Raw genomic sequence first — 23807 nt, forward strand, 5'->3', positions numbered from 1 at the left:
TATTGAACCGCCGTATACCGAACGGTACGTACGGTGGTGTGAGAGGTCGGAGCCTAACGGCTCCTCCTACTCGATTCGTATCCAAAAGCTTGAAAGTAGCGATAAAAAAGTTTTTTCACAAAATCGTTGAAATTACTAGGGCAGACGTGTATAATAGATAAAGTGCAAATGAACAGGCATTGTTCTGTCTATTTCGTGCATTACCCCCATTAGTTGGGGCTGTAGATGTGATGAAGTGAGAGGTTGCTGACACACCCGGCCGCTTTGCCATGGCGAGTGTTCAGGAGATTTTCACGGAGAATGTCTATTTTAAAAGTAGGCGAGAAGGAGGGAAAATAATGGCAAAACAAAAAATTCGTATTCGTTTAAAAGCGTATGATCACCGTATCTTGGATCAATCGGCTGAGAAAATTGTAGAAACTGCGAAACGTTCTGGTGCTTCTGTATCTGGTCCGATTCCATTACCAACAGAGAAATCTGTCTACACAATCTTACGTGCGGTTCATAAATACAAAGATTCACGTGAGCAATTCGAAATGCGTACACACAAACGTTTAATCGATATCGTTAATCCAACACCACAAACTGTTGATAGCCTTATGCGTTTAGACTTACCAAGCGGTGTGGACATCGAAATTAAACTATAATAATTAGAATCTAAAATAACAGGAGGTGTGACTCATGACCAAAGGAATCTTAGGTAGAAAAGTAGGGATGACACAAGTTTTCACTGAAAACGGCGAACTTATTCCAGTAACAGTAATCGAAGCAGGTGCTAACGTAGTACTTCAAAAGAAAACTGTTGACACAGACGGATATGAAGCAATTCAAATCGGTTTCGAGGATAAACGCGAAAAATTGTCAAACAAACCCGAAAAAGGTCATGTAGAAAAAGCCAATACTACTCCTAAGCGCTTCATTCGCGAATTACGCGATGTAAACTTAGACGAGTATGAGATTGGTGCAGAAATTAAAGTAGACGTATTCGCAGAAGGTGACATCGTCGACGCGACAGGCGTATCGAAAGGTAAAGGGTTCCAAGGTGTTATTAAACGCCACGGACAATCTCGTGGACCAATGGCCCACGGATCGCGTTACCATCGTCGCCCAGGTTCAATGGGTCCTGTAGCACCTAACCGCGTATTCAAAAATAAATTACTTCCAGGTCGTATGGGTGGAGATCAAATCACTATCCAAAACCTAGAAATCGTCAAAGTAGACGTAGAAAAGAATGTTCTTTTAGTTAAAGGAAATGTTCCAGGAGCTAAAAAAGCACTTATTCAAATCAAATCAGCAATCAAATCAAGATAATTTAATTGGAAAGGAGGACTAACAAAATGCCCAACGTAGCTTTATTGAAACAAGATGGAACAAAAGCTGGCGAAATTACACTTAACGATACTATTTTCGGTATTGAGCCAAATGAAAAAGTGGTTGTTGATGTAATTTTGAGTCAACGAGCTTCCTTACGTCAAGGAACTCATAAAGTAAAAGGCCGCTCAGAAGTACGCGGCGGTGGACGTAAACCATGGCGCCAAAAAGGTACTGGTCGTGCCCGTCAAGGTTCGATTCGTTCCCCACAATGGCGTGGAGGCGGTATCGTATTCGGTCCAACACCACGTAGTTATGCTTACAAATTACCTAAGAAAGTTCGTCGTTTAGCGATCAAATCGATCCTTTCTTCTAAAGTAAAAGAAGAAAGCCTAGTAGTATTAGAAGGTTTAACTTTCTCTGCTCCTAAGACTAAAGAGTTCACGGCTTTCCTTAAGAATATCTCTGTAGATACAAAAGCATTGGTAGTAGTAGCCGATGAAAGTGAAAATGTAGAACTATCTGCACGTAACTTACAAGGCATTAAAGTTATTCCAGCTCAAAGTATCTCAGTACTAGATGTTGCTAAACATGATAAGCTAATTATCACGAAAGCAGCTCTTGAACAAGTAGAGGAGGTGCTTGCATAATGGATGCACGCGACATCATTAAGCGCCCAATTATCACTGAGCAATCAACAAGTGTTTTAGACGACAAGAAATATACATTTGAAGTTGATACACGCGCTACTAAAACGCACGTAAAAAAAGCTATCGAAGAAATTTTCGAAGTTAAAGTTGCGAAAGTAAACGTAATGAACTACAAAGGTAAAATGAAACGCATGGGTCGTTACGCTGGCTATACAAACAAGCGTCGTAAAGCTATTGTGACACTTACTGGCGATAGCAAAGAAATCCAATTTTTCGAAGTTTAATACTTCTATAGAATTGAACTAATAGAGGAGGGAATACAATGGCGATTAAAAAGTATAAACCTACCACAAACGGCCGTCGTCACATGACGAGTTCAGATTTTGCTGAGATTACTACAAGTACTCCAGAAAAAGCTTTACTACGTCCTCTGAAAAAGAAGGCTGGTCGTAATAACCAAGGTAAGTTAACTGTTCGTCATCACGGTGGAGGACACAAACGTCAATACCGCGTGATCGATTTTAAACGTAATAAAGATGGTATTCCAGGACGCGTTGCTACGATCGAATATGATCCTAACCGTTCTGCTAACATCGCATTAATTCACTACGTTGATGGAGAAAAACGCTACATCATCGCAGCTAAAGGCTTAGAAGTAGGCCAAACAATTTATTCTGGTTCAGAGGCGGATATCAAAGTTGGTAACGCACTAGAACTTAAAGATATTCCAGTGGGTACAGTTATCCACAATATCGAAATGAAACCTGGTAAAGGTGGACAATTAGTACGTTCAGCTGGAACAAGTGCTCAAGTACTTGGTAAAGAAGGCAAATACGTATTAATCCGTCTTAATTCTGGTGAGGTTCGTATGATTCTTGCTACTTGTCGTGCTACTATCGGCCAAGTTGGTAACGAACAACACGAACTTATCAACATTGGTAAAGCAGGTCGTTCACGTTGGATGGGTAAACGCCCAACAGTTCGTGGATCTGTTATGAACCCGAACGATCACCCTCACGGTGGTGGTGAAGGTAAAGCGCCAATCGGACGTAAATCACCAATGTCTCCTTGGGGTAAACCAACACTTGGTTACAAAACTCGTAAGAAAAACAATAACTCCGATAAATTTATCGTACGTCGTCGTAAGAAAAAATAATTGGATTTGTACTTTAAACGATTTTATAGGTAGCAGGAACGGGCAAGCTGATGCTTACCGATTCCTGACTATGCGAAGGGAGGTTCCAACATGGGCCGTAGCTTGAAAAAAGGACCTTTTGTAGATGATCATTTGATGAAGAAGGTTGAAGCAGCTGATGCAAGCGAAAAGAAACAAGTTATCAAAACTTGGTCTCGTCGTTCAACAATTTTCCCAGTATTCGTTGGTCAAACGATTGCTGTATATGATGGTCGCAAACACGTTCCAGTCTATATCCAAGAAGATATGGTAGGACACAAATTAGGTGAATTCGCACCAACTCGTACGTACCGTGGTCATGCGGGCGACGATAAAAAAACAAGACGTTAATTGAGAGGAGGATATCCTAATGACAACTGCAAAAGCCGTTGCAAAAACTGTTCGTATTGCTCCTCGTAAAGTTAGATTAGTAATTGATCTAATCCGTGGTAAGCAAGTCGGTGAAGCCGTTGCTATTCTAAAACTTACTCCAAAAGCTGCTTCTCCAGTTATCGAGAAAGTTTTAAAATCAGCAGTCGCAAACGCTGAGCACAATTATGATTTAGATGTAAATAACCTAGTAATTTCTGAGGCATTCGTTGACGAAGGCCCAACATTGAAACGTTTCCGTCCACGTGCAATGGGACGCGCAAGCGCAATTAATAAACGTACAAGCCACATCACAGTCGTGGTATCTGAAGTCGAGGAGGGATAATTCGTGGGCCAAAAAATACATCCAATTGGTATGCGTGTCGGTATCATTCGTGATTGGGATTCAAAATGGTATGCTGGTAAAGAATACGCGAACTTCTTACATGAAGATATACGTATCCGTGATTACATCGCGAAAAACTTATCAGATGCTTCTGTATCTCGTATCGAAATCGAACGCGCTGCAAGCCGTGTAAACATCACAATCCACACTGCTAAACCAGGTATGGTTATCGGTAAAGGTGGATCTGAGGTTGAATCTTTACGTAAAAACCTAAATGAACTTACAGGTAAACGAGTTCATATCAATATTGTAGAAATTAAGAGAGCAGATCTTGATGCTAAATTAGTAGCAGAAGGTATCGCTCGTCAATTAGAAAGTCGTGTATCGTTCCGACGTGCACAAAAACAAGCGATCCAACGTACAATGCGTGCGGGTGCTCGTGGAATCAAAACTCAAGTTTCCGGCCGTCTAGGTGGAGCGGATATCGCTCGTGCGGAACATTACAGTGAAGGAACAGTTCCTCTTCATACATTGCGTGCTGATATCGATTACGCATGGGAAGAAGCTGACACAACTTATGGTAAATTAGGCGTTAAAGTCTGGATTTATCGCGGTGAAGTCCTTCCTACGAAGAAAACAAATGTGGAAGGAGGAAAATAATAATGTTAGTTCCAAAACGTGTTAAATACCGTCGTGAGTTCCGTGGTAACATGCGTGGACGCGCAAAAGGCGGAACAGAAGTAGCATTTGGTGAGTATGGTCTTCAAGCAGTTGATGCTTCATGGATCACTAACCGTCAAATCGAAGCTGCCCGTATTGCAATGACTCGTTACATGAAACGTGGCGGTAAAGTTTGGATTAAAATTTTCCCTCATAAATCTTACACATCTAAGCCAATCGGTGTTCGGATGGGTAAAGGTAAAGGTGCTCCGGAAGGTTGGGTAAGCCCAGTTAAGCGTGGCAAAATCATGTTCGAAATCGCAGGTGTATCTGAAGAAGTAGCGCGTGAAGCATTACGTCTTGCAGCACATAAACTACCTGTTAAAACAAAAATCGTGAAACGCGAAGAAATTGGTGGTGAAGCAAATGAAAGCAACTGATATCCGTGAATTGTCAACTACTGAAATTCAAGATAAAGAGAAATCTCTAAAAGAAGAGCTCTTCAACCTGCGCTTTCAATTAGCTACTGGCCAATTGGAAAACACTGCACGTATCCGTGAAGTGCGCAAAGCAATTGCTCGCATGAAAACAATCGTTCGTGAAAGAGAACTTGCTTAAAATTAATTCAGGAGGAGGTTTTAATACATGTCTGAACGTAACCAACGTAAAGTATATACAGGACGTGTTGTATCCGACAAAATGGATAAAACAGTTACTGTCGTTGTTGAAACGTATAAGAAACACAAGCTTTATGGTAAGCGAGTGAAGTATTCTAAAAAATTCAAAGCACATGATGAAAACAATGTAGCTAAAACAGGCGATTTAGTACGTATTGCTGAAACTCGTCCATTATCGGCGACTAAACGTTTCCGCTTGCTAGATGTTGTTGAGAAAGCTGTCATCGTTTAAATCGTGAGCTGTAGCAATAAAAGTTTTACTAGGAAAAATAAATTTCCTGATTGTATGTCTGGAAGGAGGGTATCCTAATGATTCAACAAGAAAGTCGTTTGAAAGTCGCTGATAACTCTGGTGCTCGTGAAGTATTAACTATTAAAGTACTAGGCGGATCAGGACGCAAAACTGCAAACATTGGTGACGTTATCGTGTGTACTGTTAAACAAGCAACACCAGGTGGCGTTGTCAAAAAAGGTGAAGTAGTTAGAGCTGTAATCGTTCGTACTAAGAGTGGAGCACGTCGTCAAGATGGTTCTTACATCAAATTTGATGAGAATGCATGTGTTATAATCCGTGATGATAAAAGTCCTCGTGGAACACGTATTTTTGGACCTGTTGCACGCGAACTTCGTGATAGCAACTTTATGAAGATCGTTTCTTTAGCTCCAGAAGTTCTTTAAAATACAGTAGTTTCAATCTCAAGGAGGTGCTAGACCCAATGCATGTCAAAAAAGGTGATAAAGTTCAAGTTATTACTGGTAAAGATAAAGGTAAATCCGGCAAAATCATCGCTGCTTTCCCTAAGAAAGACCGCGTGATTGTTGAAGGACTTAACATGGTTAAAAAACATACAAAACCATCAAACGTTAACCCGCAAGGTGGAATTTTAAATGTTGAAGCACCGATTCACGTATCTAACGTAATGCTTATCGATCCTAAGACTGGTGAACCAACTCGTGTGAACCGTGAAATCAAGGATGGTAAGAAAGTACGCGTAGCTAAAAAATCCGGTGAAGTTATAAAAGACGCAACTAAATAAAAGTATTTGAGGAAGGAGGGAATATTACATGAATCGCCTTAAAGATAGATATCTTAAGGAAATTGTTCCTGCTTTAATGAGCAAATTCAATTATGACTCCGTAATGGAGGTACCAAAAATCGACAAAATCGTAATCAACACTGGTGTTGGTGATGCAACAGCAAATGCGAAAGTTTTGGATAGTGCAGTGGAAGAGTTAGCTCTAATCACTGGTCAAAAACCTGTAATCACAAAAGCGAAAAATTCAATCGCTGGTTTCCGTCTTCGTGAAGGAATGCCAATCGGTGCGAAAGTAACGCTACGTGGAGACCGCATGTATGATTTCTTAGATAAATTAATTACTGTTTCCCTACCACGTGTTCGTGACTTCCGTGGGGTTTCTAAAAAAGCCTTCGACGGTCGCGGTAACTACACGCTAGGTGTTAGAGAGCAATTAATTTTCCCTGAAATTGATTACGATAAAGTAAGTAAAGTTCGCGGAATGGACGTAGTAATCGTTACTACTGCTAAATCTGACGAAGAATCAAAAGAATTACTGACACATGTTGGAATGCCGTTTCAAAAGTAATCCAAATAGTAATCAATAAATTAGTAGGGAGGCGCAAACGTGGCTAAAAAATCAATGATCGCGAAGCAAAAACGCACACCGAAACATCCTGTTCAAGCTTACACTCGTTGTGAACGTTGTGGTCGTCCACATTCCGTTATTCGCAAATTTAGACTATGCCGTATCTGCTTCCGTGAACTTGCCTATAAAGGACAAATTCCCGGCGTCAGAAAAGCAAGCTGGTAAAAACCCAATAATGGGAAGGAGGTAAATTTTTCATGGTGATGACAGATCCTATCGCAGATTTTCTAACTCGTATTCGTAATGCCAATATGGTACGTCACGATAAATTAGAAGTTCCTGCTTCAAAAATTAAAAAAGAAGTCGCTGAAATCCTTAAAAGAGAAGGTTTCGTACGTGACGTTGAGTATATTCAAGACGACAAACAAGGTACAATCCGTGTTTTCCTTAAATATGGTGCAGCAAACGAGCGTGTAATTACTGGACTTAAACGTATCAGTAAACCAGGTCTTCGTGTTTACGCTAAAGCTGATGAGGTGCCAAAAGTACTTAACGGTTTAGGTATTGCAATTGTATCTACTTCTCAAGGTTTGTTAACTGACAAAGAAGCTCGCGCGAAACAAGTGGGCGGAGAAGTATTAGCATACGTTTGGTAAGAATAGAAAATCACAAGGAGGTGCAATAAATGTCCCGTATAGGTAAAAAGACAATTGTTATTCCAGCTGGTGTTACTGTAACATTAGATGGTTCAACAGCAACTGTTAAGGGTCCTAAAGGTGAGCTTGTAAAAACTTTTAACCCTGATATCTCAATCAATATCGAAGGCAGCGAGATCAATGTGACTCGTCCTTCTGACAATAAAACACACCGTGCCCTTCATGGTACAACACGTGCTATTCTAAATAACATGGTTGTCGGCGTATCTGAAGGTTACGAAAAAACTCTTGAGCTTATTGGTGTCGGTTACCGTGCTGCCAAACAAGGTACTACTCTTGTTTTAAACGTAGGTTACTCTCATCCAGTAGAATTCGAAGCTCGTCCAGGTGTTGAAGTGGAAGTACCAGCAAACACGAAAGTTATCGTTCGCGGTATTAACAAAGAACACGTTGGCGAATTGGCTGCAAATATCCGTTCCGTACGTCCGCCAGAACCATACAAAGGTAAAGGTATCCGTTACGAAGGCGAATTTGTACGTCGTAAAGAAGGTAAAACTGGTAAATAATGCCGCGTAAAGCGAAGAGAAGAGGTGAGTCGTGTGATTACCAAAATCGACAAAAATAAAGTGCGTAAAAAAAGACATGGTCGTGTTCGTTCTAAGATTTCTGGAACTGCAGCTCGTCCACGCTTGAACGTATTCCGTTCAAACAAAAACATTTATGCTCAACTTATCGATGATGTTAACGGTGTAACAATCGCTAGCGCATCTAACGTAGATAAAGATTTCCCTAAAGCTGAGTCCAAAGTTGACGCTGCTACAAAAGTAGGCGAAATCGTTGCAAAACGCGCTGCAGAAAAAGGTGTTAAAGCTGTTGTATTTGATCGCGGAGGTTACTTATACCACGGTCGTGTGCAAGCTTTGGCTGAAGCTGCTCGTGAAAATGGATTGGAATTTTAATAAGAAGGAGGGACAACTTACATGCCTCAACAAATCGATGGAAACAAATTAGAATTAGAAGAACGCGTAGTTACTATCAACCGTGTTGCGAAAGTAGTTAAGGGTGGTCGTCGTTTCCGTTTTTCAGCGCTCGTAGTCGTTGGAGACAAAAACGGTCATGTTGGATTCGGTACTGGTAAAGCGCAAGAAGTTCCAGATGCTATCCGTAAAGCAATTGACGATGCTAAGAAGAATATGATCTTCGTACCAACTGTTGACACTACAATCCCACACACAACAATCGGTCATTTTGGTGGCGGAGAAATTCTCCTAAAACCTGCAAGTGCCGGTTCTGGTGTAACTGCTGGTGGTCCAGTTCGTGCCGTCCTTGAGCTTGCCGGTGTTGCTGATGTATCTAGTAAATCACTAGGTTCTAACACACCAATCAACATGGTTCGCGCTACATTTGATGGTATTAAACAACTTAAAAAAGCTGAAGATGTTGCGAAATTACGTGGCAAAACAGTTGAAGAATTACTAGGATAAGGAGGGAATAAACGTTATGGCGAAATTAGAAATTACTCTAAAACGTAGCTTAATCGGACGCCCTCAACCACAACGCAAAACAGTTCAAGCTCTAGGCTTGGGAAAAACTAATTCTGTTGTTGTAAAAGAAGATAATCCTGCAATTCGTGGGATGATCACTAAAGTTAGCCATTTAGTGGACGTTAAAGAAGTTTAAGCTATTACTAAAATTTTTAAATAAAATCATAAATTAGGAGGAGGTGCTTGACATGAAACTTCACGAACTTAAACCTGCAGAAGGTTCTCGTAAAGAGCGTAATCGTGTTGGTCGTGGTATGAGTTCTGGTAACGGTAAAACATCAGGACGCGGTCACAAAGGTCAAAAAGCACGTTCAGGTGGCGGTGTACGCCTAGGTTTCGAAGGTGGACAACTACCATTGTTCCGTCGTATTCCAAAACGTGGTTTTACAAATATCAACCGCAAAGAATACGCTGTTGTGAACATTGATGTTTTAAATCGCTTTGAAGATGGTACAGAAGTAACACCTGAATTATTAATTGAAACAGGGATTGTCCGTAATGCGAAATCTGGAATTAAGATTTTGTCTGAAGGTACTATCGAGAAAAAACTTACAGTGAAAGCTAACAAATTCTCATCGGCTGCTAAAGAGGCTATCGAGGCTGCTGGTGGAAAAACTGAGGTGATCTAATGTTTTCGACGTTGATCAATTTTTTCAGAGTTGCAGACATTCGTAAGAAAATCATGTTTACATTAGCTATGCTTGTCATTTTCCGTATTGGAACATTTATTCCAGTACCGGGAGTTGATGCAGCTACGATTCAAAAATCGATGGAAACTGGTATTTTAGGATTCTTAAATACTTTCAACGGTGGTGCACTGAAGAACTTCTCGATCTTCGCGATGGGTGTTATGCCTTACATTACCGCATCGATTATCGTGCAACTTTTACAAATGGATGTTGTACCTAAACTTACTGAGTGGGCAAAACAAGGTGAGATGGGACGTAAGAAATCAAATCAATTGACGCGTTACTTAACGATTGGATTAGGGCTTGTCGAAGCATTCGGTATGGCTTTTGGTTTCAATAGACTGGCGGGTTCGGGATTCATTATTGATCCTTCTATCCCTCAGTATTTGGCAATTGCGGTTGTTCTTACTACTGGTACGATGTTCCTGATGTGGTTAGGTGAACAAATTACTGTGAGCGGTGTTGGTAATGGTATTTCCATTATTATCTTTGCAGGTATTGTGGCTCGTATTCCTGATGGCATACGTTCTCTCTATGCATCGCAAATTCAAGACGCTGGTGATCAATTGTTCATGCATGTTCTGATTCTTTGCGCCATTGCTGTGGCAGTTTTAGCGATTATTGTACTCGTTATTTATTTCCAACAAGCATTGCGCAAGATTCCAATTCAATACTCAAAACGTGTCGCTGGTGCAAAAACTGGTGGGGCGCAAGCAACGCATTTACCGCTTAAACTTAACTCTGCTGGGGTTATACCGGTAATCTTTGCAAGTGCTTTTATCATTACACCGCAAACTATTTTGAGCTTTGCCTTCGTTGACTCAACCAGCCAAGTTGTGAAAGTCTTAAAACAAATTTTTGACTATACACAGCCAATTGGTATGTGTCTATATGTTGCCTTAATTATCGCATTTACTTACTTCTATGCGTTTATCCAAGTGAATCCTGAGAAAGTTGCGGATAACTTGAAAAAACAAGGTGGATATATCCCGAGTAAACGTCCTGGTCGTGAAACACAAGCGTATCTTACGAGTGTGCTTTACCGCCTAACTTTTGTTGGTGCAATCTTCCTTTCTGTAGTAGCAATCATGCCTACAATTGGAGCGGCTGTATTCGATCTTCCGCAATCTATCGCTATTGGTGGTACGAGCTTGCTGATCGTTATCGGGGTAGCCCTTGATACAACAAAACAATTAGAAGGACAACTTGTGAAACGAAATTACCGAGGATTTATCAAATAAACACGTGGGTCGGCTGGGGGTCAAACCTCATGCCCCGACGTGCTACTAACTAAAAGGGGCGATACAGTTGAAACTAGTGTTAATGGGACTGCCCGGTGCCGGTAAGGGTACGCAAGCTGAAAAAATTGTTGCTAAATACAATATTCCTCACATTTCAACTGGGGATATGTTCCGCGCAGCAATAAAAAATGGCACAGAATTGGGTCTAAAAGCCAAATCCTTCATGGATAGCGGTAATTTAGTTCCTGACGATGTGACAAACGGTATCGTTCGTGAGCGCCTAGCTGAAGATGATGCTAAGAATGGTTTTTTGCTTGATGGATTTCCACGTACCGTTGAGCAAGCCGAGGAACTAGAGAGTATTCTTTCGGACCTTGGAACAAAGCTAGATGCTGTTGTGAACATTCAAGTAGATAAAAGCAGTCTGATGAAACGTCTGACTGGCCGCTTCATTTGTCCAACTTGTGGTAAAACGTATCATGAAGTTTTTAATCCTCCGAAGCAAGCGGGGATTTGTGATCTTGATGGTGCAACACTTTACCAGCGCGAGGATGACAAAGCAGAAACTGTAGAAAATCGCTTAAATGTTAACATCAAACAAACGCAACCATTGTTAGATTTTTATGGTGAAAAAGGAACTTTGTTTACAGTTAATGGAGAGCAAGATATTGATGTCGTGTTCGAAGACGTAGATAAGATTCTTACTTCATTTTAAGAAATCATCGCTTATTTCACAGTCGGTACCTATGTAGTGCAAAATGTTTTGTTTTGTAGTATAATGGGTAATTGGCAGTGAAGTGAGTTACAACTATGCGAAACATGATGAACGAGAGATTGTCTGAGGATCATCTGGATAAATAGGAATGCTACTGGAAATAGTGATATGAAGGCGTTCGAACTCGAGCCAGATGCACTTGTACTTCCATTTTTGCGGGACCGTACTTTTACCGATTGTCTGAAGATGTATAAAATTAATTCCTTGTCGTGGGGAACGATTTTGGTATGTCTAGCGTTTTTTCATGTAATAAAATTTTACGCGAAAAGAAATGGCAGACCTGTAAATGGTCCAGTTAAAAAGAGTAAGGAGGTAGCAACTTATGGCAAAAGAAGATGTAATCGAAGTGGAAGGTACAGTGGAAGATACATTGCCTAACGCGATGTTTAAAGTTGTACTAGAAAATGGTCATACTGTTTTAGCTACAGTTTCTGGCAAAATCCGTATGCACTATATTCGTATTTTACCGGGTGATAAAGTAACGGTGGAACTTTCCCCGTATGACTTGACACGTGGCAGAATCACTTACCGTTTTAAATAATAATTTGTCGGAAATGAAATTATATACCGGTCTGGTTCGCCAGCTAGTTTTCAATCGGTTTATAGAGACATTTTCTCTAGTAAACAAGGAGGTATATCTACATGAAAGTAAGACCATCAGTAAAGCCAATCTGTGAGAAATGTAAAGTTATTCGCAGAAAAGGTAAAGTAATGGTAATTTGTGAAAATCCGAAACATAAACAAAAACAAGGATAAGAGGAGGTGCTTTTATAAATGGCACGTATTGCAGGTGTTGATGTTCCGCGCGAAAAGCGTATCGTAATATCTTTGACTTACATCTATGGTATCGGTAACCAAACGGCTAAAGATGTATTAAAAGAAGCAGGTGTTTCTGAAAATACTCGTACTCGTGATTTGACTGAGGATGAACTTGGTAAAATTCGTGAACTAGTTGACAAAATTAAGGTTGAGGGTGATCTTCGTCGTGAAGTGAACTTGAATATCAAACGTTTGATTGAAATCGGTTCTTATCGTGGCATGCGTCATCGTCGTGGTCTACCAGTTCGTGGACAAAACACGAAGAACAACGCACGTACTCGTAAAGGCCCATTAAAAACGGTCGCAGGTAAGAAGAAATAATTAGTAAGTAAAGGAGGTAGTTTGTGAATGGCTCGTAAAACTAATACTCGTAAACGTCGTGTGAAAAAGAATATCGAAGCTGGTATTGCACACATTCGTTCTACATTCAATAATACAATCGTAACGATTACTGACATGCATGGTAACGCAGTAGCATGGTCAAGTGCAGGAGCTTTAGGATTCAAAGGAGCTCGTAAATCGACACCTTTCGCAGCGCAATTAGCGGCAGAAACGTGTGCAAAAGCTGCACAAGAGCATGGTTTGAAAACTTTGGAAGTAACAGTTAAAGGACCAGGTTCAGGACGTGAAGCAGCAATTCGTGCGCTTCAAGCTGCAGGTCTTGATGTAACTGCTATTAAAGATGTGACTCCAGTTCCTCATAACGGATGTCGTCCTCCAAAACGTCGTCGTGTCTAAGTAGTCGTATTTTGTTTGCAACTTTGAACTATTGTCACGAGATTCTTCATAAGGATCTTAGCCAAAGAGACGTTTTGAAGGAGGGTAAATTTGAATGATCGAAATTGAAAAACCGAAAATCGAGACGATTGAGATCAGCGATGATGCCAAGTATGGAAAGTTTGTTGTAGAGCCACTAGAGCGTGGATATGGTACAACTTTGGGTAACTCCTTACGTCGTATTCTGTTATCTTCTCTTCCTGGTGCTGCAGTGACATCTATCCAAATCGATGGAGCGTTACATGAGTTTTCTGTAATCGAAGGTGTAGTAGAAGATGTAACAAGCATGATTTTAAATATCAAGAAACTTGCACTTAAAGTGTATGCCGAAGATGACAAAACTTTGGAAATTGATATGCAAGGCCCAGGCGTTGTAACTGCCGGCGATATTAACTATGATAGTGATGTTGAAATTCTGAATCCAGATCTTCACATTTGTACGCTTAGTGATAACGCAAAATTCCATGTTCGCTTGAATGCGGCACGTGGCCGTGGTTATACACCTGCGGATCAAAATAAACGTGAAAATATGCCAATTGGTGTTTTACCAGTAGACTCGATTTTTAGCCCGGTTATCCGTGTTAACTATCAAGTGGAAACAACACGTGTTGGACAATCCACGAATTATGATAAGCTTACTTTTGATGTTTTAACGGATGGAAGTATTAGCCCTGAAGAAGCTGTTTCCTTGGGAGCAAAAATTCTTACAGAGCATTTAAATATTTTTGTTGACTTAACAGATGAAGCTCAAAAAGCAGAAATCATGATTGAAAAAGAAGAAAGCCATAAAGAGAAAGTGCTTGAGATGACAATTGAAGAATTGGACTTATCTGTTCGTTCTTACAACTGTTTGAAACGCGCTGGAATCAATACAGTACAGGAATTAGCTGACAAATCTGAGGATGATATGATGAAAGTTCGTAACTTGGGTCGTAAATCTTTAGAAGAAGTAAAAGTGAAACTGTCTGATCTTGGCTTAGGTTTACGAAACGAAAATTAATTTTTACTTTGTGAAGGAGGGAATTCCATGGGTTACAGAAAATTAGGTCGTACTAAATCGCAACGTAAGGCATTGCTACGTGATCTAGCGACTGATTTAATCGTTTTCGAACGTATCGAAACAACAGAAGCGAAAGCAAAAGAGATTCGTTCAATCGTTGAAAAATTGATCACTTCTGGTAAAAAAGGAGATTTGCACTCTCGTCGTCAAGCAGCTGCTTTTGTACGTCACGAAGTTGTTAACGTGGTACAAAAAGAAGTGAAAGATAAAGATGGTAACACTGTGACAAAAAATCGTCCAGTTTACGCTTTGCAAAAATTATTTGATGATGTTGCTCCACGTTACGCGGAACGTCAAGGCGGATATACTCGCATCTTGAAAAAAGGTCCTCGTCGCGGTGATGGCGCACCAATGGTTATCATTGAATTAGTATAATTCATGTGTTAAAGCAAGTGGAGCGTTACGATAAGCAGCTCGCTGTCTTGTCTAGCTCTGTGTGTCTTCTCTCTCACAATTGGTGTAGAGAGAAGCGCAGGCTTTTTTTTGTTGTGAATGGGGGGCAACCCTTATTCATGATTTTACATATGTCAAAAAAGACTTATCGATTTTTTATCGATGAGTCTTTTTTGTGCGTCGTTACTTATCTTGTTTAAAGCTACGTAGTTCGATATAATGATGTATAAGATGAGGAGGTGAGCATTTGAAAAATTCAACAATGAGCCAAAAATTAAATATTCTTCGTGCAGGTGTCTTAGGCGCGAATGATGGAATCGTATCGGTAGCTGGTATCGTTATTGGTGTTGCTGGGGCGACGACGGAAGTTAGGACAATTTTTATCGCTGGGATTGCAGGTCTTGTGGCGGGTGCTTTATCGATGGCGGGCGGAGAATATGTTTCGGTTAGCACGCAAAAAGATACCGAAAAAGCTGTTATTGATAAGGAAAAAGCAGAATTGGCAAATGATTATGATGGTGAACTTGAGGAGCTCGCGGATATTTATATTGAAAAGGGGCTATCCAAGGACTTAGCAAAGCAGGTTGCGACTCAATTAATGGAAAAGGATGCTTTGGCTGCGCATTCGGAGGCTGAACTTGGCCTTCAATTGAACGACTATGCGAATCCTTGGCAGGCAGCTTTATCATCTTTATTTTCTTTTGCGGTGGGAGCAGTTTTACCGTTACTTACGATATTACTTTTACCTCCAGGTGTTCGAATTGCGTTGACTTTTATCGCGGTTTTGATTGCACTTGCACTGACGGGATATATTAGTGCTTATTTAGGTGAGGCGCCAAAGCGAAATGCCGTTTTGCGAAACATGCTAGTTGGGATGCTGACGATGCTTGTGACATACGGAGTCGGTGCCTTTGTGGGTGTGTAAGCGAAAAAAATAGTGGAAAAGGGGACTCCATTTCTGGTATGATTGTGGAGTTGGATGAATTTACTGACTTTGCTGACAAAAGGATATTTGGGTTAGTGATACATAATAAGGAAGGATGTTTTAGAAAATGACAGAGCGAATTTCTGGTAAGACGCAGTTGATTGGATTGCTAGGCACGCCGATTTCTCATAGTTTATCTCCTAAAATGCATAATGAAGCGTTTACTAGGTTGGGGTTAGATTATGTTTATTTGGCGTTTGATGTTGGAACGAAGCAATTAGAAGATGTTCTGAAGGGATATCGGGCGATGGGGATTCGTGGTTGTAATGTGACGATGCCAAATAAAGTGTTAGTACGTGATTACTTAGATGCTCTGTCTCCGGCTGCGGAATTGGCAGGTGCGGTGAATACGATTGTAAATGAGGATGGAATTTTGACTGGGCATATTACGGATGGAACGGGATATATGCGCGCGCTTACGGAAGAAGGTATTGATGTTATTGGCGAAAAAATGACGATTGCAGGTGCGGGCGGTGCTGCAACAGCGATTTGTATTCAGGCTGCGCTTGATGGAGTGAAAGAGATTTCGATTTTTAATCGTCAGGATGCGTTTTATGAGCGCGCGAAAAAGCTAGTGCTTGATATTAACGCAAAAACGGATTGTAAGGCACAATTATTTGATTTGGCTGATTTAGAATCGCTACGAGGTGAGATCGCGAGTAGTGTTATATTTATCAATGCGACTTCGGTTGGCATGGAACCGCTCGTTGGTCAAAGTGTTGTACCGGATACATCATATTTTCGACCAGGTTTGATTGTGTCGGATGTGGTTTATGTTCCAGCGAAAACGCAATTGCTAGAAATGGCGGAAGAGGCTGGATGCAAAACTGTAAATGGGCTTGGCATGATGTTGTGGCAAGGTGCGAAGGCGTTTGAAATTTGGACTGGGAAAGAAATGCCAGTGAAGGATATTAAAGCGTTGATATTTTAAAGTGAAAGGTGATTAGGCATGAAAAGTGTTATTGTGAGAGATATTATCATCGGGGAAGGCATGCCTAGTATTTGCGTGCCAATGGTCGGCAAAACGGCGGCGCAATTATTAGAGGAAGCACAAATGTTAGTAGGGATTGACTTAGACATCGTGGAATGGCGTGTTGATTTTTATGAGGATGTGGAAGATATTGCGAAAATGAAGAAGACTTTGCGTGATATTCGTAGCATTTTAAATAATATACCGCTTATTTTTACGTTCCGTAGTTTAAAAGAGGGCGGTGAGCGTGCGTTATCGGTGGCGGACTATGTGAGGCTGAACTTAGAAGTTGCGGAGACTGGCATGGTTGATATGGTAGATGTCGAGTTATTTACGGGTGATGCAGAAGTTGTGGTGCTTGTTAAAGCTGTGCATAAAGCAGGGGCGAAGATAATTATGTCAAATCATGATTTTGAGAAGACTCCAAGCGAGGATGAGATTGTGGCGAGACTGGTGAAGATGCAAGAGTTTGATGCAGACCTACCTAAAATTGCTGTGATGCCCAAATCGGAGACCGACGTGTTGACATTACTCAGTGCAACGAATCGGATGCGCGAACAGTATGCGAACCGTCCGATTGTGACAATGTCAATGGCGGGAACGGGTGTTATTTCACGTTTAGCTGGAGAAATTTTTGGATCAGCATTGACGTTTGGAGCGGCGAGAAAGGCTTCTGCGCCAGGACAAGTTCCAGTGGATGAGCTCCGCCAAGTATTGATGTTATTGCATAAGAGCTTATAAATAAGGAGCCTCATAGAAAATTTTTTTCGAAAAGAGGCTTCATATAGTATTTTAAGGCATCAGGGGGGAAAAGAATGGAGCAGCAGATAGAATTAGGTAAAGTTGTCACAACAAAGAAAAAATTTAGATATTGGATTGGTTTATTACTCGGATTTGGCTGTTTGGTGAATTATTTTGATCGGATTAATTTAACGGTAGCAGGGCAAGTTTTGATGGATGAGCTTAGTATTTCACCTGCTATGTTTGGCATTTTGTTGTCGTCATTCTCTTGGACATATGCGCTGATGCAAATTCCGATGGGCGTTGTATTAGATCGGATTGGTGTGAAGTGGTTGAATCGAGTTTGTTCGGTTGTGTGGGTTTTCGCGACGGGATTGACGGCTTTTATTAGTGGGTTATTACCATTATTTATTTTGAGGTTATCACTTGGTGTAGCGGAGGCTCCGGCATTTAGTGCAGCTTCTAAGGCAACTGGTTACTGGTTTCCGCTCAAGGAACGTGGTTTTGCGACAGCGATGTTTGATATGTCTTCTAAGTTGTCGAACGTGATTGGTGTGCCAATGGTCGCTTTTATTATTGCGAAATGGGGTTGGCGTGAGGCATTCATTGCAACAGCGCTGATTAGTATTGTCTATTGTGTTTGGTTTTGGATACTTTATCGCGATCCTGAGGAACATCCGCGTCTGTCAGAGGAGGAGCTGAACTATATTCAATCGGGTGATGTTCAAAAACAAGTGGCACCCGGTGAAGGAAGTGGATTACTCTATTTGATGAGACAGCGTAAATTGTGGGCGCTTGCGATTGGTGCTGCGGCATATAATTATTCGTTCTTCTTATTTTTGACTTGGCTGCCCAATTATTTAATGCGGGAGCTTCATTTGGATATTATGAAATCAGGCTTATATACAGCGATTCCATGGGCTTGTGGGGCCTTGTCTAGCGTTTTGATTGGCGGACTTTTTGTTGATTTTCTGATTAAGAAAGGATTTGATCCATCAAAGGTTCGGAAATTATTTTTGACGATTGGAATGTTACTCGGGCTCGCGGTTATCGGTGCTGCCACGACGAAGGATACGCAGACGGCAATTATTTTCTTTAGTATTGCTGTGTCAGGGATTTGTATTGCGTCTACGATTAATTGGTCGATGCCTTCGATTTTAGCGCCGAATGGTTCAGTTGGTACTGTTGGCGGGTTCATGAACTTTGTTGGGAATTTGACGGCGATAGCGGCTCCAATCGTAACAGGATTCATTGTTGGCGCGACGGGCAGTTTTTCGATTGCTTTCGTTGTGGCTGGCGTCGTGATGCTGATTGGAATTCTATCAATCACGCTTTTCCTTGGACGTATTGAAAAAATTCCAGATGAGGATAAACAGCGGATTTCCTAGGTTTGGCCCAAACTGGCATCATCATTTTTGATGACGACGAGAATGACACCGAGCGCGATCATGTTGCCAAGTGTTGAACTGCCACCGTAACTGATGAAAGGTAGTGGAATCCCAGTTAGTGGCATGAGACCAATGGTCATCGCGATATTCTGGAAAATATTGAAGGCAAACATCATGGCGAAACCGGCGATGACGTACGTTGAAAAACTGTTTTTCATATGCAATGCGGCGATGATGAGTTGGTGGATAAAGAGCATGAATAGGATGAGCAGTAAGCTGGCGCCTATGAAGCCAAATTGATTGCCAATAGTGCTGAAAATCATGTCTGTATGGCTTTCTGGGATGTAGACGGATGATGCGTTACTACCAGACATGGTACCAGAGCCAATTGCTTTTAAGGAACGATCGACTTGATAGAATGAATTGGGATCGCTTGCTGGATCAAGCCACGTATTGACACGCCGAAATTGATAGCTTTTGAAACCGATTTTTTCGAGTAGAGAGACGTGGTAGACGACGAGATAGAGGCCACCAGTGACTGCTACGACGAGTGATGTTAGGATGGCGATGATGAGTTTAGTGGATTTTAGAGCTATGATACTGATGGTGAAGGCGCTGACGAAATAGACGATGGTGGTGCCTAGGTCGGGTTGTTTCATGATTAAAAGTAGGACGATGCCAGCAAGAGACCATGTGATGAGAATTTGTTTCCAAATGGTGCGTTCGTATTTTGCTGCAAAATGGGCAATGACAACGATAAACATTGATTTGGCAATTTCAGACGGTTGTAGAGAAAATCCAGCTAGTTGATACCAACGTGTTGCACCATTAATTTTGGGTACGAGTGGGTTTGGTATGAGGATGCCAGCGAGCAGTATAAGCATCGCGAGATAGAGCCAAAGAATGTTGGCGCGTACGAAGGTCATGTCGAATTTGGAAAGTAGGAACACCGCGATAAATCCAACGATAATGAAAATGACTTGCATGCGAAAGAAGTTGGTATTGTATTGGTTTGTTTGTTGAGCCATGAAAATTGCGAGGCAACTAATCATGGAGAGTAGGCAGGCAATGACAACTAGGCTTTCACGGATTTTATTGTTGGTTTGCATAGGTATTCCTTCTTTCTGTGAGTGTTATTTGGCGTTCGGCGCTAATGAGAAATCCAACGCCGCATGACAATGTGATAGTAGATGTACCACCAAAGCTGATAAATGGCAACGGAACACCAGTGAGAGGGATTAGACCACTGACGCCACCAAGATTAAGGATGGCTTGAACGGCAATCCATGTCGCAAAACCGATACAGATGGATGCATCGAATGCAGAATGACTGCGGAGTGCGATGTGAAAGGCTTTTCCGATGAAAAATAGGATGAGGCTTAGGCTGATAAGAATGCCGATGATGCCGAGTTCTTCTGCAATGATGGCACTAATAAAGTCGGTATGGGACTCTGGCAGGAATCCGAGTTTTTGGACGCTTTGCCCGAACCCTTTGCCGAATATGCCGCCGTCTGCAATTGCGTAGTAGCCGTTTCTGAGTTGATAGGAGGCGTCGAGATTGGCTTCACTGAATGGATCAAGGAAGGCGAAGCGACCGATCCTGGCTTGACTGAAAAAATCGGGATGAAGCAAGTAGACGGTACCTAGACATAATATGGAAAATAGGATAATAGTGAATCCGATTTGCCCAAGTCTGCGCGCTGTTAGTCCAGATGTTAGAAGTTGTGCAGCGAAAATACATAGAACGATGAAGCTTGTACCTAAATCTGGCTGCAAAATAATGAGTCCGGCGCAAAATAGAATGTAGGTAACGAGTAAGTAAGTGACGCGATTGGATTGCATCATTTGTTTGAAGTAATGCACGATAAAGTTTCCGGTGACAATGATGAGAAGCATTTTAACGAGTTCAGTAGGTTGTAGTGTTGCGCTACCGAACTGAATCCAGCGCTGGGCATTGTTTGTTGTTGTGCCGGTGAGTAGGACAAGAATCAGCAGGAAGACAGTAATGCCGCCTGCTAATTTCATTGTTTTTTTCGTGCAAAAAGGTGTTGTTTTTAATTTGGCAAAGAAGAATAGGCATGCCAGCCCAACCGCGTAAAAGGTGGCTTGCCGAATGGCGAAATGTTCGCTGGATACGGCATAGCGATTGCCTGCGGATGCATAGCTGGCGCTGTATACCATCAGGCAACTCCATATTCCTGTGGCGAGATAAGCGATAACGATGATACGATTGCGTTTTGTAAACATCGACTTAAATCCAATCGTTGAATTTCTTGATGTAGAGATTTTTGGCGATTTGGACGGTTATCATATAGCCAACGAGAATCGCGATGAGCCATGGGAAGTAGCTGAGCGGGAGGCTGACGAGTCCAATGTTGTGACCAAACGATGTGAATGGAATGATAATGCCTAACCCCATCACGATTAGAGTGGAAATCATCACCGGAGCGGCTGCAAGGCTCTGGATGAATGGAATTTTTTCTGTACGAATCATGTGAACGACGAGCGTTTGTGTGAGTAGGCCGACAACGAACCAACCGCTTTGGAATAATGCTTGTTCTGCGATAGTATTGGCGCTAAAGACGAACCACATGAGAGCGAATGTAAGAATGTCAAAAATTGAGCTAACTGGGCCAATTAGAAGAATGAAGCGTAACATGTTTTTTCTATCCCATTTCCGTGGTTTTTTCAAGAAAGATTCATCCATTTTATCCCATGGTAGTGTCATTTGGGATACGTCATACATGAGATTTTGCAGGAGTAGGTGAATCGATAACATTGGTAAAAATGGCAGAAAAGCGCTGGCTACTAGAACGCTAAACACGTTTCCAAAATTGGAGCTGGCTGTCATTTTCATGTATTTTAGAATATTCCCGAAGACGTTTCGACCTTCCGTTACGGCGTCATTTAGAATCGTTAAACTCTTTTCGAGTAGAATGACAGAGCTTGCGTCCTTGGTTATATCGGCGGCAGTATCGACGGAGATACCAACATCTGCTTTGCGCAACGCTGGGGCATCATTGATTCCATCGCCCATAAAACCAACTGTGTGCCCATCTTTTCGCAGGAGGTGAATGATGCGGGATTTCTGGGTTGGTGTGAGTTTTGCAAAAATATGATGTGTTCTCGTTGCTTCGGTTAGCTCATCGTCGTACATGAAGTCGATATCGGAGCCAAGCAGGAATTTATCGGAAGGAATGCCGACCTGTCTACAAATGGTTTGCGCCACAATTTCGTTATCGCCTGTGAGAACTTTGACGATAACTCCATGACCGTGCAACGAAGCGATTGCGGGTTTTGCGGATGGCTTGGCAGGGTCAAGGAAGCCGAGAAAGCCAATTAGTGTCATATTTTGCTCATCGATGACGGAGAAAGATTCTTTTTCTGTTTTGGTTTTCGTAGCTATCGCAATAACGCGCATACCGTTTCGATTCATTTGCTCACACTGAATGTGCAAGCGCTTCTTAATGGTATCTGTTAGTGGGATAATGTTCCCATTTTCTTCAAGCTGGGAGCAGACATCGAACATTTCGGTAATCGCACCCTTTGTAATCATCTCAATGCTATTCTTCTTGCGTAAAATGACGCTAAGACGACGGCGGGAAAAATCGAACGGGATTTCATCGATTTTCTCTGGTGTCGTGAGCCGTGTGCTGTCACCGATTTTTTCCATATGTGAAATGATGGCGTGATCCATAATGTTTTTCCAACCAGTTTGGAAGTGGCTGTTTTGGAAAGCCAATCCTAACACTTTATCCGAAGTTGCGCCAGTCGTATCAATGTGTTCGATGAGTTCAACTTTATCTTTGGTCAATGTGCCAGTTTTATCGGTACAAAGAACATCCATCGCACCTAAATTTTGAATAGAACTTAGCTCTTTGATGATGACTTTTTTTCTAGCCATACGAACCGCGCCTTTTGCGAGATTGGTATTGACAATCATAGGTAGCATTTCTGGTGTAAGACCTACAGCAACAGCTACGGCGAACAGAAATGCTTCGGTCCAGTTGCCTTTCATGATTCCGTTAATTAGAAAAACGATTGGGACCATAACGAGCATGAGGTACATCAATAGTTTTGAAATTGACTTAACGCCTTTATCAAAACTGGTTTCGTCACGTTTGGCGAGCGCTTCTTGAGAGAGGGAGCCGAAAATGGTGTTATCGCCAGTTTTTAGGATAAGCGCCTTACCTTGGCCGCTAATAACATCTGTTCCCATAAATGCCAAATTGTCGCGTTCAAAAATGCTAAGATTTTTTTCGGTGGCTTCGGCGAATTTTTCAACAGGGATGGATTCACCTGTTAGTGGAGATTGGTTGATAAATAAATCTTTTGCTTCGATGATACGGGCATCAGCAGGGATAATATCGCCAGTTGAGAGGAATACGATATCACCTGGAACGACATCGATGATTGGAATCTCTCTTTGCATCCCGTTACGAATAATGGCAGTTGTATTTTCAATCATACTTTTTAAAGAAAGGCTCGCTTTTTGGGCACGCATTGATTGCACGAAGCTAAGAATGACGCTAAATAGAATCATTAAGGCCATAATAATCGTTGCTTCAATATCGGCGGTTAAATAGGAAACGACCATAAGAAAAGCAAGAATGTATATAAATGGGTTGTGGAAAGATTTTGCTAAATTAATGTACCACGGTGTTGGTTTTTGTTCAGCAGTAATGTTTCTGCCAAATTTATCGCGCCGTTTGTTTACCTCTGGCTCATACAAACCTTTATCTGTCGTTTGATATTTTGCTAAAACTGCATCCTTGTTTGATGTAGAGTCCTGAAGCAACGTGCGGTTCACTTCTTGTTCATTACGCATTTTGTTTAGTGCTTTGTTCATTGTTTTATCCTCCGTTTCGGTATAGAACCGTCACGGCTTTTTAGGTTTTCTGGCGAAGTAAAAGCCGTACCAGTCCGTTGTTAAGTTCAATGATTCGGGTTCTGCAGGATCATCTTCTAGAAATTGTG

36 protein-coding genes are annotated in these 23807 nt (G+C 41.6%); 33 read left to right on the forward strand and 3 right to left on the reverse strand.

The annotated features are described in order from the left end of the window. The first annotated feature begins 338 nt into the window (after positions 1-338). The 33 genes from rpsJ (at position 339) to R8925_RS12690 (ending at position 18830) form a co-directional block, all read left to right on the forward strand. Entirely contained in the window at positions 339-647 is a 309-nt protein-coding gene (gene rpsJ / locus R8925_RS12530) for a 30S ribosomal protein S10 (protein ID WP_025729837.1), read from the forward strand. Between the two features lie 34 nt (positions 648-681). Continuing rightward, positions 682-1311 carry a 50S ribosomal protein L3 gene (gene rplC / locus R8925_RS12535; protein WP_036071382.1) on the forward strand — a complete coding sequence of 210 codons (630 nt, stop codon included), beginning with the start codon at positions 682-684 and terminating at the stop codon, positions 1309-1311. A gap of 26 nt (positions 1312-1337) precedes the next feature. Further along, positions 1338-1961, forward strand: coding sequence for a 50S ribosomal protein L4 (rplD, locus tag R8925_RS12540; protein ID WP_036071383.1), 624 nt, complete (start codon positions 1338-1340; stop codon positions 1959-1961). Continuing rightward, on the forward strand, positions 1961-2245 hold the full coding sequence (gene rplW / locus R8925_RS12545; RefSeq protein WP_036094361.1) for a 50S ribosomal protein L23: 285 nt from the start codon (positions 1961-1963) through the stop codon (positions 2243-2245). The genes rplD and rplW overlap by 1 nt, the downstream gene beginning before the upstream one ends. Before the next feature lie 38 nt (positions 2246-2283). Then, complete coding sequence (gene rplB / locus R8925_RS12550) at positions 2284-3117, forward strand: 50S ribosomal protein L2 (protein ID WP_430536173.1); 834 nt, start codon at positions 2284-2286, stop codon at positions 3115-3117. Positions 3118-3207: 90 nt separating this feature from the next. Then, positions 3208-3486: a 30S ribosomal protein S19 gene (rpsS, locus tag R8925_RS12555; RefSeq protein ID WP_036065502.1), complete on the forward strand. Its 279-nt coding sequence runs from the start codon at positions 3208-3210 to the stop codon at positions 3484-3486. Between the two features lie 19 nt (positions 3487-3505). Further along, positions 3506-3850: a 50S ribosomal protein L22 gene (gene rplV, locus R8925_RS12560; RefSeq protein ID WP_036071384.1), complete on the forward strand. Its 345-nt coding sequence runs from the start codon at positions 3506-3508 to the stop codon at positions 3848-3850. Positions 3851-3853: 3 nt separating this feature from the next. Next, entirely contained in the window at positions 3854-4510 is a 657-nt protein-coding gene (gene rpsC / locus R8925_RS12565) for a 30S ribosomal protein S3 (RefSeq protein ID WP_036071385.1), read from the forward strand. A 2-nt stretch (positions 4511-4512) separates the two neighbouring features. Continuing rightward, entirely contained in the window at positions 4513-4950 is a 438-nt protein-coding gene (gene rplP / locus R8925_RS12570; RefSeq protein WP_036071386.1) for a 50S ribosomal protein L16, read from the forward strand. Next, positions 4937-5128, forward strand: coding sequence for a 50S ribosomal protein L29 (gene rpmC / locus R8925_RS12575; protein ID WP_036060270.1), 192 nt, complete (start codon positions 4937-4939; stop codon positions 5126-5128). Before rplP ends, rpmC begins: the two co-directional genes overlap by 14 nt. A 27-nt stretch (positions 5129-5155) precedes the next feature. Beyond that, positions 5156-5419 carry a 30S ribosomal protein S17 gene (gene rpsQ / locus R8925_RS12580; protein ID WP_036071387.1) on the forward strand — a complete coding sequence of 88 codons (264 nt, stop codon included), beginning with the start codon at positions 5156-5158 and terminating at the stop codon, positions 5417-5419. Positions 5420-5496: 77 nt separating this feature from the next. Continuing rightward, entirely contained in the window at positions 5497-5865 is a 369-nt protein-coding gene (rplN, locus tag R8925_RS12585; protein ID WP_036071388.1) for a 50S ribosomal protein L14, read from the forward strand. 38 nt (positions 5866-5903) lie between these two features. Then, the gene (gene rplX, locus R8925_RS12590) at positions 5904-6224 is read left to right on the forward strand and encodes a 50S ribosomal protein L24 (protein WP_036080307.1); all 321 of its coding nucleotides are present in this window, start codon (positions 5904-5906) and stop codon (positions 6222-6224) included. Between the two features lie 28 nt (positions 6225-6252). Then, complete coding sequence (gene rplE, locus R8925_RS12595) at positions 6253-6792, forward strand: 50S ribosomal protein L5 (protein ID WP_036065509.1); 540 nt, start codon at positions 6253-6255, stop codon at positions 6790-6792. A gap of 39 nt (positions 6793-6831) precedes the next feature. Beyond that, a complete protein-coding gene (locus tag R8925_RS12600; RefSeq protein ID WP_077912491.1) occupies positions 6832-7017 on the forward strand; it encodes a type Z 30S ribosomal protein S14 in 186 nt (61 codons plus the stop codon). A gap of 32 nt (positions 7018-7049) precedes the next feature. Then, the gene (gene rpsH, locus R8925_RS12605; RefSeq protein WP_036065514.1) at positions 7050-7448 is read left to right on the forward strand and encodes a 30S ribosomal protein S8; all 399 of its coding nucleotides are present in this window, start codon (positions 7050-7052) and stop codon (positions 7446-7448) included. Positions 7449-7477: 29 nt separating this feature from the next. Continuing rightward, positions 7478-8014 (forward strand): 50S ribosomal protein L6, encoded by a 537-nt coding sequence (rplF, locus tag R8925_RS12610; protein ID WP_036071390.1) that lies wholly within the window; start codon positions 7478-7480, stop codon positions 8012-8014. A 33-nt stretch (positions 8015-8047) separates the two neighbouring features. Then, positions 8048-8407 carry a 50S ribosomal protein L18 gene (gene rplR / locus R8925_RS12615; RefSeq protein ID WP_036071391.1) on the forward strand — a complete coding sequence of 120 codons (360 nt, stop codon included), beginning with the start codon at positions 8048-8050 and terminating at the stop codon, positions 8405-8407. 21 nt (positions 8408-8428) lie between these two features. Next, positions 8429-8932: a 30S ribosomal protein S5 gene (rpsE, locus tag R8925_RS12620; protein WP_036071392.1), complete on the forward strand. Its 504-nt coding sequence runs from the start codon at positions 8429-8431 to the stop codon at positions 8930-8932. Positions 8933-8948: 16 nt separating this feature from the next. Continuing rightward, positions 8949-9128, forward strand: a complete 180-nt coding sequence (gene rpmD / locus R8925_RS12625; protein WP_003720933.1) for a 50S ribosomal protein L30 — start codon at positions 8949-8951, stop codon at positions 9126-9128. A gap of 52 nt (positions 9129-9180) precedes the next feature. After that, the gene (rplO, locus tag R8925_RS12630; RefSeq protein ID WP_430536174.1) at positions 9181-9621 is read left to right on the forward strand and encodes a 50S ribosomal protein L15; all 441 of its coding nucleotides are present in this window, start codon (positions 9181-9183) and stop codon (positions 9619-9621) included. After that, entirely contained in the window at positions 9621-10922 is a 1302-nt protein-coding gene (gene secY / locus R8925_RS12635; RefSeq protein ID WP_430536175.1) for a preprotein translocase subunit SecY, read from the forward strand. Before rplO ends, secY begins: the two co-directional genes overlap by 1 nt. 67 nt (positions 10923-10989) lie before the next feature. Continuing rightward, positions 10990-11637: an adenylate kinase gene (locus R8925_RS12640; protein ID WP_430536176.1), complete on the forward strand. Its 648-nt coding sequence runs from the start codon at positions 10990-10992 to the stop codon at positions 11635-11637. Between the two features lie 382 nt (positions 11638-12019). Continuing rightward, positions 12020-12238 carry a translation initiation factor IF-1 gene (infA, locus tag R8925_RS12645; RefSeq protein ID WP_036060296.1) on the forward strand — a complete coding sequence of 73 codons (219 nt, stop codon included), beginning with the start codon at positions 12020-12022 and terminating at the stop codon, positions 12236-12238. A 101-nt stretch (positions 12239-12339) separates the two neighbouring features. Continuing rightward, a complete protein-coding gene (gene rpmJ / locus R8925_RS12650) occupies positions 12340-12453 on the forward strand; it encodes a 50S ribosomal protein L36 (protein WP_003156543.1) in 114 nt (37 codons plus the stop codon). 18 nt (positions 12454-12471) lie between these two features. Next, complete coding sequence (rpsM, locus tag R8925_RS12655; protein ID WP_036071398.1) at positions 12472-12837, forward strand: 30S ribosomal protein S13; 366 nt, start codon at positions 12472-12474, stop codon at positions 12835-12837. A 27-nt stretch (positions 12838-12864) separates the two neighbouring features. Further along, positions 12865-13254, forward strand: coding sequence for a 30S ribosomal protein S11 (gene rpsK, locus R8925_RS12660; RefSeq protein ID WP_036071400.1), 390 nt, complete (start codon positions 12865-12867; stop codon positions 13252-13254). A gap of 94 nt (positions 13255-13348) precedes the next feature. Continuing rightward, the gene (locus R8925_RS12665; protein WP_036071402.1) at positions 13349-14293 is read left to right on the forward strand and encodes a DNA-directed RNA polymerase subunit alpha; all 945 of its coding nucleotides are present in this window, start codon (positions 13349-13351) and stop codon (positions 14291-14293) included. Positions 14294-14320: 27 nt separating this feature from the next. Next, a complete protein-coding gene (rplQ, locus tag R8925_RS12670; RefSeq protein WP_036065525.1) occupies positions 14321-14728 on the forward strand; it encodes a 50S ribosomal protein L17 in 408 nt (135 codons plus the stop codon). Between the two features lie 265 nt (positions 14729-14993). Continuing rightward, entirely contained in the window at positions 14994-15671 is a 678-nt protein-coding gene (locus tag R8925_RS12675; protein ID WP_430536177.1) for a VIT1/CCC1 transporter family protein, read from the forward strand. 127 nt (positions 15672-15798) lie between these two features. Beyond that, on the forward strand, positions 15799-16662 hold the full coding sequence (locus tag R8925_RS12680; protein ID WP_430536178.1) for a shikimate dehydrogenase: 864 nt from the start codon (positions 15799-15801) through the stop codon (positions 16660-16662). Between the two features lie 18 nt (positions 16663-16680). Beyond that, on the forward strand, positions 16681-17442 hold the full coding sequence (gene aroD, locus R8925_RS12685) for a type I 3-dehydroquinate dehydratase (RefSeq protein ID WP_430536179.1): 762 nt from the start codon (positions 16681-16683) through the stop codon (positions 17440-17442). 74 nt (positions 17443-17516) lie between these two features. After that, positions 17517-18830 carry an MFS transporter gene (locus tag R8925_RS12690; RefSeq protein ID WP_430536180.1) on the forward strand — a complete coding sequence of 438 codons (1314 nt, stop codon included), beginning with the start codon at positions 17517-17519 and terminating at the stop codon, positions 18828-18830. On the opposite strand, the gene R8925_RS12695 is transcribed toward R8925_RS12690, so the two are convergent. Genes R8925_RS12695 through mgtA form a run of 3 tightly spaced genes read right to left on the reverse strand, consistent with a single transcriptional unit; the run spans position 18827 to position 23679 of the window. Continuing rightward, positions 18827-19939 (reverse strand): FtsW/RodA/SpoVE family cell cycle protein, encoded by a 1113-nt coding sequence (locus R8925_RS12695; RefSeq protein WP_430536181.1) that lies wholly within the window; start codon positions 19937-19939, stop codon positions 18827-18829. The two genes, R8925_RS12690 and R8925_RS12695, sit on opposite strands and share 4 nt — an antisense overlap. Then, complete coding sequence (locus R8925_RS12700) at positions 19923-21077, reverse strand: FtsW/RodA/SpoVE family cell cycle protein (protein ID WP_430536182.1); 1155 nt, start codon at positions 21075-21077, stop codon at positions 19923-19925. Before R8925_RS12700 ends, R8925_RS12695 begins: the two co-directional genes overlap by 17 nt. A gap of 4 nt (positions 21078-21081) precedes the next feature. After that, complete coding sequence (mgtA, locus tag R8925_RS12705; RefSeq protein ID WP_430536183.1) at positions 21082-23679, reverse strand: magnesium-translocating P-type ATPase; 2598 nt, start codon at positions 23677-23679, stop codon at positions 21082-21084. Between the last annotated feature and the right edge of the window lie 128 nt (positions 23680-23807).

The organism is Listeria rocourtiae subsp. hofi (assembly GCF_963575615.1).
Classification (GTDB): domain Bacteria; phylum Bacillota; class Bacilli; order Lactobacillales; family Listeriaceae; genus Listeria_A; species Listeria_A hofi.

Bases quoted from the DNA above. Each gene is read 5' to 3' on its own strand.
- rpsJ (WP_025729837.1), top strand. From the start codon at position 339: ATGGCAAAACAAAAAATTCGTATTCGTTTAAAAGCGTATGATCACCGT.
- rplC (WP_036071382.1), top strand. From the start codon at position 682: ATGACCAAAGGAATCTTAGGTAGAAAAGTAGGGATGACACAAGTTTTC.
- rplD (WP_036071383.1), top strand. From the start codon at position 1,338: ATGCCCAACGTAGCTTTATTGAAACAAGATGGAACAAAAGCTGGCGAA.
- rplW (WP_036094361.1), top strand. From the start codon at position 1,961: ATGGATGCACGCGACATCATTAAGCGCCCAATTATCACTGAGCAATCA.
- rplB (WP_430536173.1), top strand. From the start codon at position 2,284: ATGGCGATTAAAAAGTATAAACCTACCACAAACGGCCGTCGTCACATG.
- rpsS (WP_036065502.1), top strand. From the start codon at position 3,208: ATGGGCCGTAGCTTGAAAAAAGGACCTTTTGTAGATGATCATTTGATG.
- rplV (WP_036071384.1), top strand. From the start codon at position 3,506: ATGACAACTGCAAAAGCCGTTGCAAAAACTGTTCGTATTGCTCCTCGT.
- rplP (WP_036071386.1), top strand. From the start codon at position 4,513: ATGTTAGTTCCAAAACGTGTTAAATACCGTCGTGAGTTCCGTGGTAAC.
- rpmC (WP_036060270.1), top strand. From the start codon at position 4,937: ATGAAAGCAACTGATATCCGTGAATTGTCAACTACTGAAATTCAAGAT.
- rpsQ (WP_036071387.1), top strand. From the start codon at position 5,156: ATGTCTGAACGTAACCAACGTAAAGTATATACAGGACGTGTTGTATCC.
- rplN (WP_036071388.1), top strand. From the start codon at position 5,497: ATGATTCAACAAGAAAGTCGTTTGAAAGTCGCTGATAACTCTGGTGCT.
- rplX (WP_036080307.1), top strand. From the start codon at position 5,904: ATGCATGTCAAAAAAGGTGATAAAGTTCAAGTTATTACTGGTAAAGAT.
- rplE (WP_036065509.1), top strand. From the start codon at position 6,253: ATGAATCGCCTTAAAGATAGATATCTTAAGGAAATTGTTCCTGCTTTA.
- rpsH (WP_036065514.1), top strand. From the start codon at position 7,050: ATGGTGATGACAGATCCTATCGCAGATTTTCTAACTCGTATTCGTAAT.
- rplF (WP_036071390.1), top strand. From the start codon at position 7,478: ATGTCCCGTATAGGTAAAAAGACAATTGTTATTCCAGCTGGTGTTACT.
- rpsE (WP_036071392.1), top strand. From the start codon at position 8,429: ATGCCTCAACAAATCGATGGAAACAAATTAGAATTAGAAGAACGCGTA.
- rpmD (WP_003720933.1), top strand. From the start codon at position 8,949: ATGGCGAAATTAGAAATTACTCTAAAACGTAGCTTAATCGGACGCCCT.
- rplO (WP_430536174.1), top strand. From the start codon at position 9,181: ATGAAACTTCACGAACTTAAACCTGCAGAAGGTTCTCGTAAAGAGCGT.
- secY (WP_430536175.1), top strand. From the start codon at position 9,621: ATGTTTTCGACGTTGATCAATTTTTTCAGAGTTGCAGACATTCGTAAG.
- infA (WP_036060296.1), top strand. From the start codon at position 12,020: ATGGCAAAAGAAGATGTAATCGAAGTGGAAGGTACAGTGGAAGATACA.
- rpmJ (WP_003156543.1), top strand. From the start codon at position 12,340: ATGAAAGTAAGACCATCAGTAAAGCCAATCTGTGAGAAATGTAAAGTT.
- rpsM (WP_036071398.1), top strand. From the start codon at position 12,472: ATGGCACGTATTGCAGGTGTTGATGTTCCGCGCGAAAAGCGTATCGTA.
- rpsK (WP_036071400.1), top strand. From the start codon at position 12,865: ATGGCTCGTAAAACTAATACTCGTAAACGTCGTGTGAAAAAGAATATC.
- R8925_RS12665 (WP_036071402.1), top strand. From the start codon at position 13,349: ATGATCGAAATTGAAAAACCGAAAATCGAGACGATTGAGATCAGCGAT.
- rplQ (WP_036065525.1), top strand. From the start codon at position 14,321: ATGGGTTACAGAAAATTAGGTCGTACTAAATCGCAACGTAAGGCATTG.
- R8925_RS12680 (WP_430536178.1), top strand. From the start codon at position 15,799: ATGACAGAGCGAATTTCTGGTAAGACGCAGTTGATTGGATTGCTAGGC.
- aroD (WP_430536179.1), top strand. From the start codon at position 16,681: ATGAAAAGTGTTATTGTGAGAGATATTATCATCGGGGAAGGCATGCCT.
- R8925_RS12690 (WP_430536180.1), top strand. From the start codon at position 17,517: ATGGAGCAGCAGATAGAATTAGGTAAAGTTGTCACAACAAAGAAAAAA.
- R8925_RS12695 (WP_430536181.1), bottom strand. From the start codon at position 19,939: ATGCAAACCAACAATAAAATCCGTGAAAGCCTAGTTGTCATTGCCTGC.
- R8925_RS12700 (WP_430536182.1), bottom strand. From the start codon at position 21,077: ATGTTTACAAAACGCAATCGTATCATCGTTATCGCTTATCTCGCCACA.
- mgtA (WP_430536183.1), bottom strand. From the start codon at position 23,679: ATGAACAAAGCACTAAACAAAATGCGTAATGAACAAGAAGTGAACCGC.